12 protein-coding genes are annotated in these 15,220 nt (G+C 65.4%); 4 read left to right on the top strand and 8 right to left on the bottom strand.

Features of this window, described 5'->3' with window-relative positions; all coding sequences use genetic code 11:
- Window positions 1-314 precede the first annotated feature (314 nt).
- The 4 genes from JQ616_RS32275 to JQ616_RS32290 all read right to left on the bottom strand — a co-directional run bounded on the left by JQ616_RS32275 (window position 315) and on the right by JQ616_RS32290 (window position 5,911).
- Window positions 315-1,370, bottom strand: a complete 1,056-nt coding sequence (locus tag JQ616_RS32275; RefSeq protein WP_100955583.1) for a 2-oxoacid:ferredoxin oxidoreductase subunit beta — start codon at window positions 1,368-1,370, stop codon at window positions 315-317.
- On the bottom strand, window positions 1,367-3,214 hold the full coding sequence (locus JQ616_RS32280) for a 2-oxoacid:acceptor oxidoreductase subunit alpha (protein ID WP_212021835.1): 1,848 nt from the start codon (window positions 3,212-3,214) through the stop codon (window positions 1,367-1,369). The genes JQ616_RS32275 and JQ616_RS32280 overlap by 4 nt, the downstream gene beginning before the upstream one ends.
- Window positions 3,184-4,983 (bottom strand): FAD-dependent oxidoreductase, encoded by a 1,800-nt coding sequence (locus JQ616_RS32285; RefSeq protein WP_212021837.1) that lies wholly within the window; start codon window positions 4,981-4,983, stop codon window positions 3,184-3,186. The genes JQ616_RS32280 and JQ616_RS32285 overlap by 31 nt, the downstream gene beginning before the upstream one ends.
- A gap of 253 nt (window positions 4,984-5,236) precedes the next feature.
- Window positions 5,237-5,911, bottom strand: a complete 675-nt coding sequence (locus JQ616_RS32290) for a DUF4286 family protein (RefSeq protein WP_212021839.1) — start codon at window positions 5,909-5,911, stop codon at window positions 5,237-5,239.
- 195 nt (window positions 5,912-6,106) lie between these two features.
- On the opposite strand from JQ616_RS32290, the gene JQ616_RS32295 reads away from it, so the two are divergent.
- The 3 genes from JQ616_RS32295 to JQ616_RS32305 are packed head-to-tail and all read left to right on the top strand — an operon-like array spanning window position 6,107 to window position 11,185.
- On the top strand, window positions 6,107-8,395 hold the full coding sequence (locus JQ616_RS32295; protein WP_212021841.1) for a caspase family protein: 2,289 nt from the start codon (window positions 6,107-6,109) through the stop codon (window positions 8,393-8,395).
- A gap of 35 nt (window positions 8,396-8,430) precedes the next feature.
- Window positions 8,431-9,975: a DUF1800 domain-containing protein gene (locus JQ616_RS32300; RefSeq protein ID WP_212021843.1), complete on the top strand. Its 1,545-nt coding sequence runs from the start codon at window positions 8,431-8,433 to the stop codon at window positions 9,973-9,975.
- A gap of 16 nt (window positions 9,976-9,991) precedes the next feature.
- Complete coding sequence (locus JQ616_RS32305; RefSeq protein ID WP_212021847.1) at window positions 9,992-11,185, top strand: DUF1501 domain-containing protein; 1,194 nt, start codon at window positions 9,992-9,994, stop codon at window positions 11,183-11,185.
- A 161-nt stretch (window positions 11,186-11,346) separates the two neighbouring features.
- On the opposite strand, the gene JQ616_RS32310 is transcribed toward JQ616_RS32305, so the two are convergent.
- Window positions 11,347-11,748, bottom strand: a complete 402-nt coding sequence (locus JQ616_RS32310; protein WP_212021848.1) for a winged helix-turn-helix transcriptional regulator — start codon at window positions 11,746-11,748, stop codon at window positions 11,347-11,349.
- 131 nt (window positions 11,749-11,879) lie between these two features.
- Here JQ616_RS32310 and JQ616_RS32315 point away from each other — a divergent pair, with 131 nt between their 5' ends.
- Window positions 11,880-12,740, top strand: coding sequence for an NAD(P)H-binding protein (locus tag JQ616_RS32315; protein WP_212021850.1), 861 nt, complete (start codon window positions 11,880-11,882; stop codon window positions 12,738-12,740).
- Here the strand turns inward: JQ616_RS32315 and pip are convergent.
- From pip to pqqD, 3 genes are read right to left on the bottom strand one after another with little or no spacing between them, the layout of a single operon-like run.
- Entirely contained in the window at window positions 12,737-13,708 is a 972-nt protein-coding gene (gene pip / locus JQ616_RS32320) for a prolyl aminopeptidase (RefSeq protein WP_212021852.1), read from the bottom strand. The two genes, JQ616_RS32315 and pip, sit on opposite strands and share 4 nt — an antisense overlap.
- Window positions 13,698-14,912 carry a pyrroloquinoline quinone biosynthesis protein PqqE gene (pqqE, locus tag JQ616_RS32325; RefSeq protein WP_212021854.1) on the bottom strand — a complete coding sequence of 405 codons (1,215 nt, stop codon included), beginning with the start codon at window positions 14,910-14,912 and terminating at the stop codon, window positions 13,698-13,700. The genes pip and pqqE overlap by 11 nt, the downstream gene beginning before the upstream one ends.
- Window positions 14,909-15,217, bottom strand: coding sequence for a pyrroloquinoline quinone biosynthesis peptide chaperone PqqD (gene pqqD, locus JQ616_RS32330; RefSeq protein ID WP_212021856.1), 309 nt, complete (start codon window positions 15,215-15,217; stop codon window positions 14,909-14,911). Before pqqD ends, pqqE begins: the two co-directional genes overlap by 4 nt.
- Window positions 15,218-15,220 lie beyond the last annotated feature (3 nt).

A 15,220-nucleotide genomic window follows, 5' to 3' on the forward strand; every position in this document is an offset into this window, starting at 1 on the left:
GGCTTGAATGCGAGGTCCGTAGGGACCGTAGGGTGGGCAAAGCGTTAGCGTGCCCACCATCGCGAGCACGTCACGTGAAGGTGGGCACGTCGCTGCGCGCCTATGCCCACCCTACGGTTGAGCGACACGTGGCGGCCACCAATTCCGCTGTCGTCCCTGCGAAAGCAGGGACCCATACGCCGCGGCTTCTGTTGTGAATGGGACCCGTCGTTCCAGCGTAGCTCGACAATCAGCATCAGTGGTTATGGGTCCCTGCTTTCGCAGGGACGACACCGAGTTTGTTGCTCGTCCTTGTGGACGGCGAGAATTAGTGCTTACCGCAAACTGGCGTTGATCTTGTCCAGCACGGCCGAGCCGGGGCACAGCGCCTGTTCGTCCATCGTGTTGAGCGGCGTCTCGACGGTGTCGAGATGGGTGTGCAGATCCTCGGCATCCGGATCGACGTAAAGCAGACCGGTGACGATCTGGCCCTTGGCCGCGTGCTTCTGCAGGAACGTCTGGGCGCCGAGCCGATCATGCGGATCGTAGTCGGCGTCGAGCTTGCGCAGCGCCAGCCTGGAGCCGTCATGCTGCTCGACCACCTGCACGGTGCCGGGCGCATAGTCGACGCTGATCGGCTCGCGGCCGACCAGCACGTCGAGCCGGTTCACCGCGTCATTGTGCTCGCGGACATAGTCGAAACTCTTGGTCGAGCCGGCGTGGTTGTTGAAGGCGATGCAGGGGCTGATTACGTCGATGAACGACGCGCCCTTGTGGCGGATCGCAGCGGCAATCAAGGGAACCAATTGCGTCTTGTCGCCGGAGAAGCTGCGCGCCACGAAGGTGGCGCCGAGCTGCAAGGCGATCGCGACCAGGTCGATGGCGTTGTCGGTGTTGGTGACGCCCTTCTTCGACTTCGAGCCGCGGTCGGCTGTGGCCGAGAACTGACCTTTGGTCAGGCCGTACACGCCGTTGTTCTCGACGATGTAGGTCATGTTGACGGCGCGCCGGATCGAATGCGCGAACTGGCCGAAGCCGATCGAGGCGCTGTCGCCGTCGCCGGAGACGCCGAGATAGATCAGGTCGCGGTTGGCGAGGTTGGCGCCGGTCAGCACCGACGGCATCCGGCCATGCACCGAGTTGAAGCCGTGCGAATTGCCGAGGAAGTAGTCCGGGGTCTTCGACGAGCAGCCGATGCCGGAAATCTTCGCCACCCGGTGCGGCTCGATCGAGAGCTCGTAGCAGGCCTCGATGATCGATGCGGTGATCGAATCGTGGCCGCAACCGGCGCACAGGGTCGAGATCTTCCCCTCGTAGTCGCGATGGGTATAGCCCAGCTCGTTCTTCTTCAGGCCGGGGTGATGAAACTTCGGCTTTGCAATGTAGGTCATGTCACGGCCTTGCGGAGAGGGGTCACCTTGAGATGATCCTGGTGGTCACCGATCGAATTGGCGATGAAGCGCGCGGTGATCGGCGTGCCGTCATAGTGCAGGATCGGCACCAATCTGACGGGGTCGATGCCGTTCTCGTTGACGATCAGCTGACGCAGCTGGGCGTCGCGGTTCTGTTCGACCACGTAGACGAAGTCGTGGTCGGCGATAAAGCTTGCGACGCTGGAGTGGAACGGGAAGGCGCGGATGCGCATGCGGTCGAGCTGATGGCCGCGCGCCTCCAAAATCCCGATCGCCTCGTCCATCGCGGGCGAGGTCGAGCCGAAATACAGCACGCCATACTTGGTCGGCTTCGCCGCATTGGCCTGCAGCGGCCGCGGCACCATGTCCTGCGCGGTCTCGAACTTGCGCACCAGGCGCTGCATATTGTCGGCGTAGACGGCACCTTCCTCGGAATAGCGCGCGTAGCGGTCGCGTGAGGTCCCGCGGGTGAAGTAGGAGCCTTTGGTCGGATGCGTGCCGGGATAGGTGCGATAGGGGATGCCGTCGCCATCGACGTCGAGATAGCGGCCGAAGTCGCGGCCTTCCTCGAGCATCTCCGCCGTCATCACCTTGCCGCGGTCATATTGCTTGGCATCGTCCCACTTCAGCGGGCGGCACAGCCGGTGGTTCATGCCGATGTCGAGATCGAGCATCAGGAAGATCGTGGTCTGCAGCCGCTCGGCGAGATCGAAGGCGGCGGCGGCGAACTCGAACGCCTCGGCCGGATCTTCCGGGAACAGCAGCACGTGCTTGGTGTCGCCGTGCGAAGCATAGGCACAGGCGATCACGTCGCATTGCTGGGTGCGGGTCGGCATGCCCGTCGAGGGGCCGGCGCGCTGGATGTTCATGATCACGGCCGGGATCTCGGCGAAATAGGACAGGCCGATGAACTCGGTCATCAGCGAGATGCCCGGACCCGAGGTCGCGGTGAAGGCCCGCGCGCCGTTCCAGGAGGCGCCGATCACGATGCCGATCGAGGCGAGCTCGTCCTCGCCCTGCACGATCGCGTACTTCGCTTTGCCGGTCTCGGGATCGTGGCGGTACTTCTTGCAGTGGCTGGTGAAGGCTTCTGCCACCGACGACGACGGAGTGATCGGATACCAGGCGCACACGGTGGCGCCGCCATAGACGGCGCCGAGCGCGGCGGCGCTGTTGCCTTCGATGAAGATGCGGTCGCCGACTTTGTCGGACTTCTTCACCCGCAGCCCGAGCGGGCATTTCAGGTTCTGCAGCGCCCAGTCGCGGCCGAGATGCAGCGCGTGGACGTTGGAGGACAAGAGCTTCTCCTTGCCCTTGTACTGTTCGCCGATCAGCTGCTCGACCAGCTTGGGATCGAGGTCGAGCAGGGCGCAGAGCGCGCCGAGATAGATGATGTTCTTGAACAGCTGGCGCTGTCTGGGATCGGTGTAGGTGGAGTTGGTGATCGCGGTCAGCGGCACGCCGATGACGGTGATGTCCTCGCGGAATTTCGACGACGGCATCGGCTTGGTCGAATCGTAGAACAGATAGCCGCCGGGCTCGATCGAGGCGATGTCCTTGTCCCAGGTCTGCGGGTTCATCGCCACCATCATGTCGACGCCGCCGCGGGCGCCGAGGTGGCCGTCCTCGGTGACGCGCACCTCATACCAGGTCGGCAGGCCCTGGATGTTGGACGGGAAGATGTTGCGCGGCGAGACCGGTACGCCGTGGCGCAGGATCGAACGCGCGAACAGCTCGTTGGCGGAAGCCGAGCCCGAACCGTTGACGTTGGCGAAGCGGACGACGAAGTCGTTTACGCTGCTGATCGGGCTTTGGACTGACATGTTGATCCCGCTTGAACCATATCGATGAGGTACTTCTGCATGTCCCAGGCGCCGGTCGGGCAGCGCTCGGCACACAATCCGCAATGCAGGCAGACGTCTTCGTCTTTCACCATGACGCGGCCGGTCTTCAGGTCGCCGGAGACGTAGAGCGCCTGATCGTGATGCGGCGAGGGCGCCTTCAGGCGCTGCCGCAAATCATCCTCCTCGCCATTCTCGGTGAAGCTGATGCAGTCCATCGGACAGATGTCGACGCAGGCGTCGCATTCGATGCAGAGCGGCGCGGCAAACACAGTCTGCACGTCGCAATTCAGGCAGCGCTGCGCCTCGCCGAGCGCAAGCTTGAGGTCGTAGCCGAGCTCGACCTCGGCGCGGATGTCCTTCAGCGCGACCACCTTGTCGCGATGCGGCACCTTGAAGCGCTTGTCGGCGGAGATGTCGTTGTCGTAGCTCCACTCGTGGATGCCCATCTTCTGCGAAGAGACGTGCACCTCGGGCAGCGGACGCTCGTTGATGTCCTCGCCGGACAGCATCCGGTGAATCGACAGCGCGGCGTCGTGGCCGTGCGCCACTGCCCAGATGATGTTCTTCGGCCCGAACGCCGCGTCGCCGCCGAAGAACACCTTCGGATTGGTCGAGACGAACGTCTTGGGGTCGACTTTCGGCATGTGCCACTTGTCGAATTCGATGCCGCAATCGGCTTCGATCCAGGGGAACGCATTCTCCTGACCGACCGCAACGAGGACATCGTCGCAGGGGATGGTCTCGTCCGGCTCGCCCGAGGGCACCAGATTGCGCCGGCCCTTGGCGTCGTATTCGGCCCGCACCTTCTGGAAGATGACGCCGATCAGCTTGCCGGCCACGTGCTTGAACGCCACCGGCACCATGTAGTTGAGGATCGGGATGTCCTCATGGATGGCGTCTTCCTTCTCCCACGGCGAGGCCTTCATTTCCTCGAAGCCGGAGCGGACCACGACCTTGACGGCCTCACCGCCGAGGCGGCGCGCGGTGCGGCAGCAATCCATCGCGGTGTTGCCGCCGCCGAGCACGATGACGCGGCGGCCGATCTTGTCGACATGGCCGAACGACACGTTGGCCAGCCAATCGATGCCGATATGGATGTTGGCGGCGGCTTCCTTGCGGCCGGGAATGTCGAGTTCGCGGCCGCGCGGCGCGCCGCTTCCGACGAAGACCGCGTCATAGTTCTCCGCGAGCAGCTGCTTCAGGCTGTCGACGCGCTGGCCGCCCTTGAACTCGACGCCGAGGTCGAGGATGTAGTCGGTCTCCTCGTCGATCACGCTGTCGGGCAGGCGGAATTTTGGAATCTGGCTGCGCATCATGCCGCCGGCCTTGGGATCGCCGTCGAACACGGTGCAGTGATAGCCGAGCGGGGCGAGATCGCGCGCCACGGCGAGCGAGGCGGGACCACCACCGACCAGCGCGATGCGCTTGCCGTTCTTCGGACCCGGCTTCGGCAGCCGATCCTTGATGTCGTCCTTGAAGTCGGCGGCGACGCGCTTCAGGCGGCAGATCGCGACCGGATTGTCCTCGACCCGGCCGCGGCGGCACGCGGGCTCGCACGGACGGTCGCAGGTGCGCCCGAGAATGCCGGGGAACACGTTGGACTTCCAATTGATCATGTAGGCGTCGCTGTAACGCCCCTCAGCAATCAACCGGATGTACTCGGGAACAGGGGTGTGTGCGGGACAGGCCCATTGGCAATCGACTACTTTATGAAAGTAATCCGGCGCCGAGATATCAGTCGGTTTCATTCCTACCTTTGACCCGCGCGAAAATGCCTGACCGCGCGGCCTTATCGTTGACGACGAACGCTCATGTGGCGTTGTTCTGGTTTTTGAATTGGATCATAGGCTTATCTTATTAGAGCCGTTCCAGAGAAGGCAAAGGCTAAATTGTCCGATCATCTGCTTTCGCGCGGCTGATGTGCGCTCAGCGTTAATCTCGATTGCGTTATGCGGCGGTGCAGCATGACTGCGCCGCCAAAGCGCGCGTCGAGCAGCGCCGTCAGCTGCGCGGCAGGTCGCTCTTTGCGATATCCCACAATAGCCTGTAGACGCCGCTGATGACCACCAGCGGCTTCAAAGCTGCATTATTGCCGGTGATGGCTGACAAGGCCGCAGGCACCGCGCTGACGTCAGTGGCATCGATCAGCACGAACCAGTCGCCGGCGCCGGGATCGGCCTTGTCGGCGTCCGGTGTCAGCGGCTTCGACAGCACCGGATCGTTCTCCAGCAGGTGCATCGAGATGATGCCGTCGCGCGCGGCGGGATCGAGGTGCTCCCGCAATACAGCGCGGAGTTTGTCGGCGCCCTCTGCCGGCGGGCGCAGGCGGATGATGCCAAGGGCTGCGCCCCGGCCGACGCCGCGGCTGATCGTGATGCGCGCGACGCCGCGGATCATGTTCTTGAAGCGTGCGATGTTGGCCTTCGACCAGTCGGTCTGGTTGGCGAGCGCCTTGCGATAGGCCGGGCTCTCGAGCACGTCGAAGGTCGCAGTCGAATACAGGCTCAGATACTTCGGCTTGCCGTCATGGGCGACGTAGCGACGGGCCTCGAGGAAACCGTCGATCGCGACTCGTTCTTCGAGATGTTCGCGATCGTACCAGCGGTTGAATTCAGCTTCGTGTAAGCTGTCGATATCCATCGAGGTCAGCAGCATGCCTTGTCCGGCGATTGGCATCGAGTGCTCCTTTTTTGCCTGTTTTATCTGCACAATATCGCTGACTGGCGTGGGCCAGGGAAGCCGGTTCCTGCTGCCCGGCAGCGTGCAGACCAAGGATTGCCACAATTGCCGCAATCCTGTTCAGCGCACATTCACGGAAGTAGCATTTCCATCCGACATGCCCGTTTCCGGGAAGAAAAAAGGACAGCCGCCATGGCGCGAATTTTGTGGGCATTGATCGTCGGCCTGGTGTCGCTCGCGTCACTTCCCGTCCATGCGGAGGATCAGGAGAAACGACTTGCGCTCGTGGTCGGCAACGGCGCCTATCAGGCCGGCGCGCTGCAAACCGCGGCGAACGATGCCGGACTGATCGCGCAGACCTTGCAGGCCGCCGGCTTCGACGTGGTCGGGGCGCGCGATCTCGACGCCGAGACGCTCCGCAAGTCGTTCCGCGATTTCATTCAGAAGGTGCAGGACGCCGGGCCCAATGCGGTGGCCTTCGTCTACCTCTCCGGCTACGGCGTGCAGCTTACCGGCGAGAACTACTTCGTGCCGGTCGACGCCAAGATCGCCCGCGACACCGATGTGCCGGTCGAGGCGATTCGCCTCTCGGACTACAGCCATCAGCTCTCGGCGCTGCCGATCAAGGCCGGCGTGATCGTGCTCGATGCGGCGCGCAGCAATCCCTTCGCCAAGGACGGCCAGCCGCTGGCCGGCGGCCTTGCGCTGGTCGATCCCGATCCGAAGATGCTGATCGCGTTCAATTCGGCGCCCGGCACCGTCGCGCCCGACGGTGCGCCGCCTTACGGGCCCTACGCGCAGGCGCTGGCGGAAATGATTCGCGCCGGCGGCCTCACCTTGCCCGAGGTGTTCGACCGCGTTCGCCTCCGCGTCAACGAAATGACCAAGGGCGCCGAGATTCCGTGGAACGCCCAGAAGGTCGACGCGCCCTTCATGTTCTTCGAGCGCAAGCCGGATGCGCCGCCGCAGCAGGTCGATGCCGGACTGCGCACCAAGCCGATCCGCGATTTCCCGGCGCGTGATGCCTATGCCGCGGCGCTGGAGCGCGACACGCTGCAAGGCTACGAGGATTATCTGCAGGCCTATCCGACCGACCCGCTGGCCAAGCGGGTGCGCGCGATCGTCGCGGCGCGGCGCGAGGCCATCACCTGGCGGCGCACCTACAACGCCGACACGCCCGATGCGTATTGGTCGTATCTGCGGCGTTATCCGCGCGGGCCGCATGCCTACGACGCAAGGCGCCGGCTCTCCTATCTGTCGGCCGCGCTGGAGCCGCCGCCGCAATTCACGGCGCTCGATTACGACGTGCCGCCGCCGCCGCCCGACGAGATCGTCTATGTCGATCGTCCGGTGCTCTACTATAGCGATCCGGTGTTCGCCTTCGCGCCGCCGCCACCGCCGCCGCTGTTCTTCCTGCCGCCGCCGCCGCCGGACTTCGTCGTGTTGCCACCGCCACCGCCGCCGATCGGCCTGTTCGTGCTGCCGACGCCGTTCTTCGTGGCGATGCCGGCCTATGTCGCCGCGCCGGCCTACGTAGTGCCGCCGCAGAACAACATCGTGTTCAACAACATCCACAACACGACGGTCATCAACACGGTCATCAACAACCCGAATCCCACGCCGGCGCAGCTCCATGCGGCCGGGGTGACGGCGGCAATGGGCGGTGCGCCGGTCACGGCGGCACCGCAACTGCCGGCGGCGGCGGCGCAGCGCGCCAACCTGGCCCAGCCGGCCGGTCGGCAAGGTGTGACGCCGGCACAAGGCGCGGCGATGGGAGCTCCGGGCGCCGCACCGAACGCAGCCGCCGCGCCGAACGCAATGGGCGCGCCGGCTGCGCACACTTTGCCGGGCGCAAAGAACGGACCGCCGCTGCCGCAGTCGGCGACCGCGCCGGCCAACGCCACGCAGCGGCATGGCGCCGTGCAGCCGGGCACCACGCAACCTGGCACGACCCAACCTGGCACCGCGCAATCTGGCGCAAAGCCGAATGCGCTCACGCCTGCCAAGCCGGCGACAGCGATGGCGCCTGCCAATGCGCAACCGGCTCCCCCGACCAAGCCCGGGACGGCCCCGGCGACAAATACGCCTGCCTCGCCCGCGACCGCCGGCAAGCCGGGAAGGCAACAGCTCAACCGTGCCGCGACCGCGCCGACTGGCAACGTGAAGCCTGCAACGGTCCAGTCGCCTGCGAATCGCGCGACATCGGTGCGGCCGACGCCGGCTGCGCGTTCGGCACCCGCGCATGCCGCGGTGTCGCCGGCGCCGGTCTCTCGGCCCGCGCCACAGCGGGCTGCACCACCGCCGCGCGCCGCACCTCCGCCGCCCCGCGCGGCCGCCGTTGCGCCGCGTCCGGCACCCGCACCGGCTCCGCGCGCTGCGCCGCCGCCACGGCCGGCGATGCAGGCGCAACGCGCAGCTCCGCCGCCGAGACCCGCCCCACGCGCCGCGCCGGCATGTCCTCCCGGCAAGTGTAAACATTGAGGGCATGACACCATGAGCCGAGCAGGTCAGCCTTCATGAGCATCACGGCCATACTCGGATCGCGGACAGTCGCGAAACTGGTGATCGGTGCGATCGCGGGGCTGGTGACGTTGCATCAGCCGGCGCGGGCGGCCGAACTCACGGCGCAGGACATCGCGCTGCTCGATCGCCTGACCTGGGGCGTCAGCGCCTCGAGCGCGGCGCATCTGCGCGAGATCGGCACCGAACGCTGGCTGCAGGAGCAGTTGCATCCGGCCACCTCCGTATTACCGGCTGCCGTGCGTGCGCAGATCGAGGCGATGCCGGACGTGCATCGCTTCCCGTTCGATATCGCGGTCTCGTTCGACCAGCAGGGCAAATCCGCCAACCAGGTCGCCGACCCGGAGCAGCGCAAGGCGGCGCAGCAAGTCTATCAGCAGGCCATGAACGACCGCGCCCGGCAGGCCGCGGCCCGTACCATCCTGCACGCGCTCTATGCGCCGGATCAATTGCGCGAACGGCTGACCTGGTTCTGGTTCAACCACTTCAACGTCCACCAGTACAAATCCAACATCCGCGTGCTGGTCGGCGACTATGAGGATCGCGCGATCCGCGCCAACGCGCTCGGCAAGTTCCGTACCCTGCTGTCGGCGACGCTGCATCATCCGGTGATGCTGCGTTACCTCGACAATGCCGATAATGCCGCCGGTCACCTCAACGAGAACTACGCCCGCGAGATCATGGAGCTGCACACCATGGGCGTCGGCTCCGGCTACACCCAGGCCGACGTCGAGGCGCTGGCGCGGATCCTCACCGGCGTCGGCATCGACTTCAAACCGGAAGATCCCAAGCTGAAGCCGGAGCAGCAATCCCAGCTGGTCCGCGAGGGCGCCTTCGAGTTCAATCCGGCGCGCCACGATTTTGGCGACAAGACCTTCCTCGGCCATCAGATCAAGGGCCGCGGTCTCGCCGAGGTCGACGAGGCCCTCGACATCCTTTGCCATCATCCTGCAACTGCCATGCACGTCTCGAAGCAGCTTGCGACCTATTTCGTGTCGGATAATCCCCCGGATACGCTTGTGCGCCAAATGGCGCAGACCTTCGAGAAGACCGATGGCGATATCGCAGCCGTGATGTCGACGCTGGTCCATGCGCCGGAATTCGCCGCCAGCCTGAAGGGCGGTGCCAAGTTCAAGGACCCGATGCTCTACGTGATGTCGTCGGTGCGGCTCGCCTACGACAACAAGGTCGTCCTCAACACGCTGCCGATCCAGGGCTGGCTCAACCGCCTGTCGGAGGGCCTGTTCAATCACGAGACGCCCGACGGCTATTCGATGCTGTCGGCGGCCTGGAACGGCCCGGGGCAGATGATGTTGCGTTTCGAGATCGCGCGCGCGGTCGGCTCGGGATCGGCCGGGCTGTTCAAGCCGAACGAGCCCAACGCCGTCGACCAGCCGGCGTTTCCGCTGGTCATGAACGGACTCTATTTCAGCAACATCAGGCAGACGCTGAGCCCGACCACGCTCGCCGCGCTCGACCAGGCCGTCTCGCCGCAGGACTGGAACACGCTGTTTCTGTCGTCACCCGAGTTCATGCACTGAAAGGGGAGGTTCGCCAATGAACCGCCGCGAACTGATCAAGGCCTTCGCTGCTTCCGCCTCGCTCACCCTTGCCGGCCGGGTCTGGGCGGCACCCGCGACCGACGCGCGCCTGCTGGTGGTGTTCCTGCGCGGCGCCTATGACGCCGCCAATGTGGTGGTGCCCGTCGGCAGCGAGTTCTACTACGCCTCGCGCCCGACGCTTGCGGTCGCGCGGCCCGACGCCGGCAATCCGAATGCGGCGCTGTCGCTTGACGCCGGATGGGGGTTGCATCCGGCGCTGCGCGATTCGATCTATCCGCTATGGGCCAAGCGTGAGATCGCCTTCGTTCCGTTCGCCGGCACCAGCGATGACCTGTCGCGCAGCCATTTCGAGACCCAGGACACCATCGAGCTCGGGCAGGCGGTCGGCGGCAGCCGCGACTATCGTTCCGGCTTCATGAGCCGGCTGGCGACCGAATTGACCCGGGTGAAGCCGATCTCCTTCACCGACCAGCTGCCGCTGATCTTCCGCGGCCAGAACCAGATTCCGAACATCGGGATCGCCAGCGTCAGCAAGCCCGGCGTCGACGACCGGCAGGCGCGGCTGATCCGGGAGATGTATGCGAAGGGCGATCTCGCCAATTCAGTGTCGGAAGGCTTTCGGGTTCGCGACGACGTCTACAAATCGGTCTCCGAGGAGATGATGGCGGCCAACCGCGGCGCGGTGTCGCCGCGCGGCTTCGAGCTGTCGGCGCGGCGGATCGGTCGCCTGATGCGCGAGCAGTTCAATCTCGGATTCGTCGACGTCGGCGGCTGGGACACCCACGTCAACCAGGGCGCGGCGACGGGTTATCTCGCCGATCGGCTCGGCGAACTGGGCAGGGGACTCGCCGGCTTCTCGGAGGAGATCGGTCCCGCGATGTGGCGCGACACCGTCGTGGTGGTGATCTCCGAATTCGGCCGCACCTTCCGCGAGAACGGCGACCGCGGCACCGATCACGGCCATGGCAGCGTCTATTGGGTGATGGGCGGCGGCATCAATGGCGGACGGATGGCCGGCGAGCAGGTCCAGGTCGCGCAGGCAACCCTGTTCCAGAATCGCGATTTTCCGGTGCTGACCGACTACAAGGCATTCTTCGCCGGCCTGATCCAGCACGTCTACGGCCTGCAGCAGGCGAGTCTCGAGCGCATCTTCACTGGCATCAAGCCGAAGGATCTGAATTTGGTTTGAAGGGCCATTGCAAAAATATTGGAAAACAACCCCATGCAAAGTAGCCGCCGGGTGGCCGATGTTCGACACGGCGACTTGACACGTCGGGCAACTCAGCAGCATACTTCCATTATTCCGAAATCCTGCAATGGTGGCCGTAGTCGTCCGAACCCGGTGGCCGTTCAGCGCGCCGCCGTCTTGCCCGCTTCGAATTTTGCCCGCGCAGTCTCCATCGCTGGACGATGGCGCTTGGCCCACGCCGCGACCGTCTGCAACGGCGCGATCAGCGAGCGTCCGAGCTTGGTCAGCTCATACTCGACCTTGGGCGGGATCGTCGGATAGGCGGTGCGCTTGACGAGCCCGTCGGCCTCGAGCGCCCGCAAGGTCAGCGTTAGCATCCGATGCGACGCGCCGATCAGGCGCAGGATGGCGTTGAAGCGCATCGGTCCGTCCGCCAGCGCGCCGACCACCATTACGGTCCATTTGTCGCCGATGCGGTCGAGCACCTGCAGCACGGCGCGGCAATCCTCGGGATCGTCCCATCCGGGCTTTGCCATTCCCGCTTGGAGCTTGATGCGCTTCATCGCCTGTCTCGTCTTGTGGGGCACGATCAGATTTGTTCGTGGCGCACCTCAATGTGCATTCTTGCGAGGCTATCCGATGCCGGCCATGTAGTAACGAACAATTTGTTCGTAACGATAGACAGGATATCGTAATGAAGATCGGCGTCAGCGGTGCCAGCGGTCATCTCGGCAAGGCCGTGGTGGAGGAATTGAAGGCGCGGGGTGGCGGCGACGCCATCGTCGGCATCTCGCGAACGCCCGAGACGGTTCAGTCCGGCGTCGAGGGCCGGCATGGCGACTACGACCGGCCCGAGACGTTGGCGCAGGCCTATCGCGGCCTCGATCGTCTCCTGATCATCCCGAGCTCCGACACGGAGCCGGGCCTGCGCGACCGACACTTCGTCGCCGCGATCGATGCAGCGGTCGCCGCCGGCGTTGCGCGCATCGTGATGATGTCGTCGGCGGCGACGCGCGCCGTTGACGCAGCCGAGATGTTCGCGTCGTACTTCACCGGCGAGCAGCATCTGATGCGGACGGCGCCCCGATGGAGCATCCTGCGGATGAACTATTACGCCGAGTCCTTCGCCCAGGTGGCGGCGATGTCGCTCGCGTCCGGAGTCCTTGCTGGGCTCGGCGAGAACCGCGTCGCCTTCGTATCGCGGGATGACGTCGCGGCTGCGGCGGCGGGGATCCTGCTTGGCGAAGGGCATGCCGGCGCGATCTACAGCGCGACCGGGCCTGCCGTGGTCTCCGGCACGGAGCGCGCCGCGTTGCTGGCCGACGTCGCAGCAAAGCCGCTGCGTTTTGTCGCGATCGACGAAACCCAGCTGCGCGGCGGGATGGCGCAGGCCGGCGTGCCCCAGCAATACGTCCAGGCCATGATCGATATCGAGAAGCGCTTCGTGGCCGGCGACTTCGAGATCGTCACGGGCGATGTCGCGCGTCTCGCGGGGCGTCCGCCCAGCACGCTGCGCGACGTCCTGGCGAAGCAACTCGCGGCGATCCGGCCCTAGCTTCTCGACGCCAAATCCGCGATCGCCTTCATCACGGCGTTGCGGATGCCGGGATCGTAGAGGATGTGGCCGGCGCCATCGATGATGCGGACCTCGCTGCCCGGCCAGCGCGCGGCGAGCGCGTGCGATGTCGCGGGGGGGCACAACAAATCATAGCGGCCCTGCACCAGGATGCCGGGAATACCGGCGAGCTTGCCGGCTTCCTCCATCAGCTGGTGCGGCCGCATGAAGCAATCGTTGGCGAAGTAGTGCGCCTCCATGAACGGCGTCGAGGGCAGGGCGCCCGATGCCTTGAGATCGAGACGCGTCTGCTTCGGCGTGTGCTCCGACAGCACGCGCTCGGTGTCGTGCCAGGCGCGCGCGGCCGGCGCATGCACGGCGGCATCGGGATCGAGGATGCGGCGATAATAGGCGGCGAGCGGCGCTGTACGCTCGGCCGCGGGCAGGAAGTTGAGGAAGTCTTCGGCGAGCGTGGGATAGAAGCGCGGCAAGGCGCGCAGGAAAACATCCTCCAGCTCTTCGCTGGTGCCGAGGAACGTCGCGCGCAGCACGAGGCCACTGACCCGCTCGGGATGGGCCTGCGCATAGGCCAGTGCCAGTGTCGCGCCCCAAGAGCCGCCGACCACCATCCAGCGCGCGAAGCCGAAGCGTTCGCGGATCTTCTCCATGTCGGCGATCAAATGCTGCGTCGTGTTGTGATCGCGACTGCCCTTTGGCCGGCTGCGGCCGCAGCCGCGCTGGTCGAACAGCACAGCGTGGAAGCGCTCGGGATCGAACAGCCGGCGGTGATCGGGCTGGCAGCCGCTGCCCGGGCCGCCATGCAGATAGACCGCGGGGATGCCGCCCTCGCGCCCGACGCTCTCGACGTGCAAATTATGGCTGTCACCGACATCGAGCCATTCCGACGTCAGCGGCGCAAAGGGATCAGCGCGCCTGGCAGCCTTGCCGGCGTCGGCGTCAGGCGCCATGAGACTTGTCCTCGTCCGTCTCCAGCGTGCCGCCGGCGAAGTTGCGGTAGAGGAAACGGTTCTGCGTGCCGGCGGATTCCTGCTCGGCCTGCTTGAAGATCTCCTCGTGCCGCGGCGACAGCGCGCAGGCCGGGTCTGTGTTCCCGGCATCGCCGGTCAGCGCAAAGGCCTGGCAGCGGCAGCCGCCGTAATCGACCTCGCGGAATTCGCAGGACTTGCACGGCTCCGGCATCCAGCCCGTGCCGCGATAGCGGTTGAAGGCCTCCGAGTTCTGCCAGATCCAGGCGATCGAATGGTTCGAGCGCACCGACTCGAATTCGAGCCCAGTAATGCTCTCGGCGGCGTGGCACGGCAGCACCTTGCCGGCCGGCGAGATGTTGAAGAACTGGCGGCCCCAGCCGCCCATGCATTTCTTCGGCCGCAGCGCGTAATAGTCCGGCACCACATAGTCGATCGCGAGCGTGCCCTTCAGGCGCACCTGGGCTTCCTCGACGATGCGGCTGGTCTCCTCGATCTGCTCGACCGTCGGCATCAGCGCGGCGCGGTTCTTCAGCGCCCAGCCGTAATACTGCACATTGGCGACCTCGAGACGGTCGGCGTCGAGGTCGACCGCCATCTGGATGATGTCGGACAACTGATGCAGGTTCTGCCGGTGCATCACGGCATTCACCGTGAGCGGCATGTCGAGCTCACGGGTCCATTTGGCGACCTCGAGCTTCTTTTTGTGCGCGTCCTTCAGTCCTGCGACGCGATCGGCGACGTTGGGCTCATTACCCTGGAAGCTGATCTGGACATGGCTGAGGCCGGCATCGGCCAGCGCCGACAGCTTGTCCTTGGTCAGCAGCACCGCCGAGGTGATCAGGTTGGAGTAGAGCCCGACATCGCTCGCGTGCTGCACCAGCTCGACGATGTCCTTGCGCGCGGTCGGCTCGCCGCCGGAGAAATGGACCTGGAGCACGCCGAGCTCGGCAAGCTCGCTCAGCACCTTCTTCCATTCTTCAGTGGTGAGCTCGGTCGAGCCGCGGTCGAGCTCGACCGGGTTGGAGCAATACGGACATTGCAGCGGGCAGCGGTGAGTGACTTCGAGCAGCACCGCGAGCGGGATGCCATAGGTCTCAGCCGCCGAGCGGGCGCCTTCCAGCACCGCAAGCCCATCGCTCGGGCCGTTTGATGTGGTCTTGTTGTCGGCGAGCGTGTCACTCATGCGGTATTCTCGCGCGCTTCGGTGAGAAAGCCCTTGTCGGCCAGATCCTGCAACATTGCGACCACGTCGGTTGCGATCGCCTCGCGCGGCGCGGCATACTTTTCAGCGAGCTGGTCCACCATCTCGGCGACGCTGCGCACGCCGTCGCAGAGCTGCAGCACCTCGACCGCGATCTCATCGGGTGCCAGCACGCGCTCCGGCGCCAGGATCACCCAGACCTGCCGCGTCTCGTCGAATTTCAGCTTGGTGTGGCGCGGCAGTTTCGGCCGGCTGGTCTCGCTGACGCTGATGTTGCGGCTGGCCATGAT

It is taken from the genome of Bradyrhizobium tropiciagri, assembly GCF_018130545.1.
GTDB lineage: Bacteria > Pseudomonadota > Alphaproteobacteria > Rhizobiales > Xanthobacteraceae > Bradyrhizobium > Bradyrhizobium tropiciagri_A.

Excerpts from the sequence above, each read along its gene's own strand:
- pqqE (WP_212021854.1), bottom strand. The coding sequence starts at position 14,912 with ATGAGTGACACGCTCGCCGACAACAAGACCACATCAAACGGCCCGAGC.
- JQ616_RS32295 (WP_212021841.1), top strand. The coding sequence starts at position 6,107 with ATGGCGCGAATTTTGTGGGCATTGATCGTCGGCCTGGTGTCGCTCGCG.
- JQ616_RS32315 (WP_212021850.1), top strand. The coding sequence starts at position 11,880 with ATGAAGATCGGCGTCAGCGGTGCCAGCGGTCATCTCGGCAAGGCCGTG.
- pqqD (WP_212021856.1), bottom strand. The coding sequence starts at position 15,217 with ATGGCCAGCCGCAACATCAGCGTCAGCGAGACCAGCCGGCCGAAACTG.
- JQ616_RS32290 (WP_212021839.1), bottom strand. The coding sequence starts at position 5,911 with ATGCCAATCGCCGGACAAGGCATGCTGCTGACCTCGATGGATATCGAC.
- JQ616_RS32275 (WP_100955583.1), bottom strand. The coding sequence starts at position 1,370 with ATGACCTACATTGCAAAGCCGAAGTTTCATCACCCCGGCCTGAAGAAG.
- pip (WP_212021852.1), bottom strand. The coding sequence starts at position 13,708 with ATGGCGCCTGACGCCGACGCCGGCAAGGCTGCCAGGCGCGCTGATCCC.
- JQ616_RS32305 (WP_212021847.1), top strand. The coding sequence starts at position 9,992 with ATGAACCGCCGCGAACTGATCAAGGCCTTCGCTGCTTCCGCCTCGCTC.
- JQ616_RS32300 (WP_212021843.1), top strand. The coding sequence starts at position 8,431 with ATGAGCATCACGGCCATACTCGGATCGCGGACAGTCGCGAAACTGGTG.
- JQ616_RS32285 (WP_212021837.1), bottom strand. The coding sequence starts at position 4,983 with ATGAAACCGACTGATATCTCGGCGCCGGATTACTTTCATAAAGTAGTC.
- JQ616_RS32310 (WP_212021848.1), bottom strand. The coding sequence starts at position 11,748 with ATGAAGCGCATCAAGCTCCAAGCGGGAATGGCAAAGCCCGGATGGGAC.
- JQ616_RS32280 (WP_212021835.1), bottom strand. The coding sequence starts at position 3,214 with ATGTCAGTCCAAAGCCCGATCAGCAGCGTAAACGACTTCGTCGTCCGC.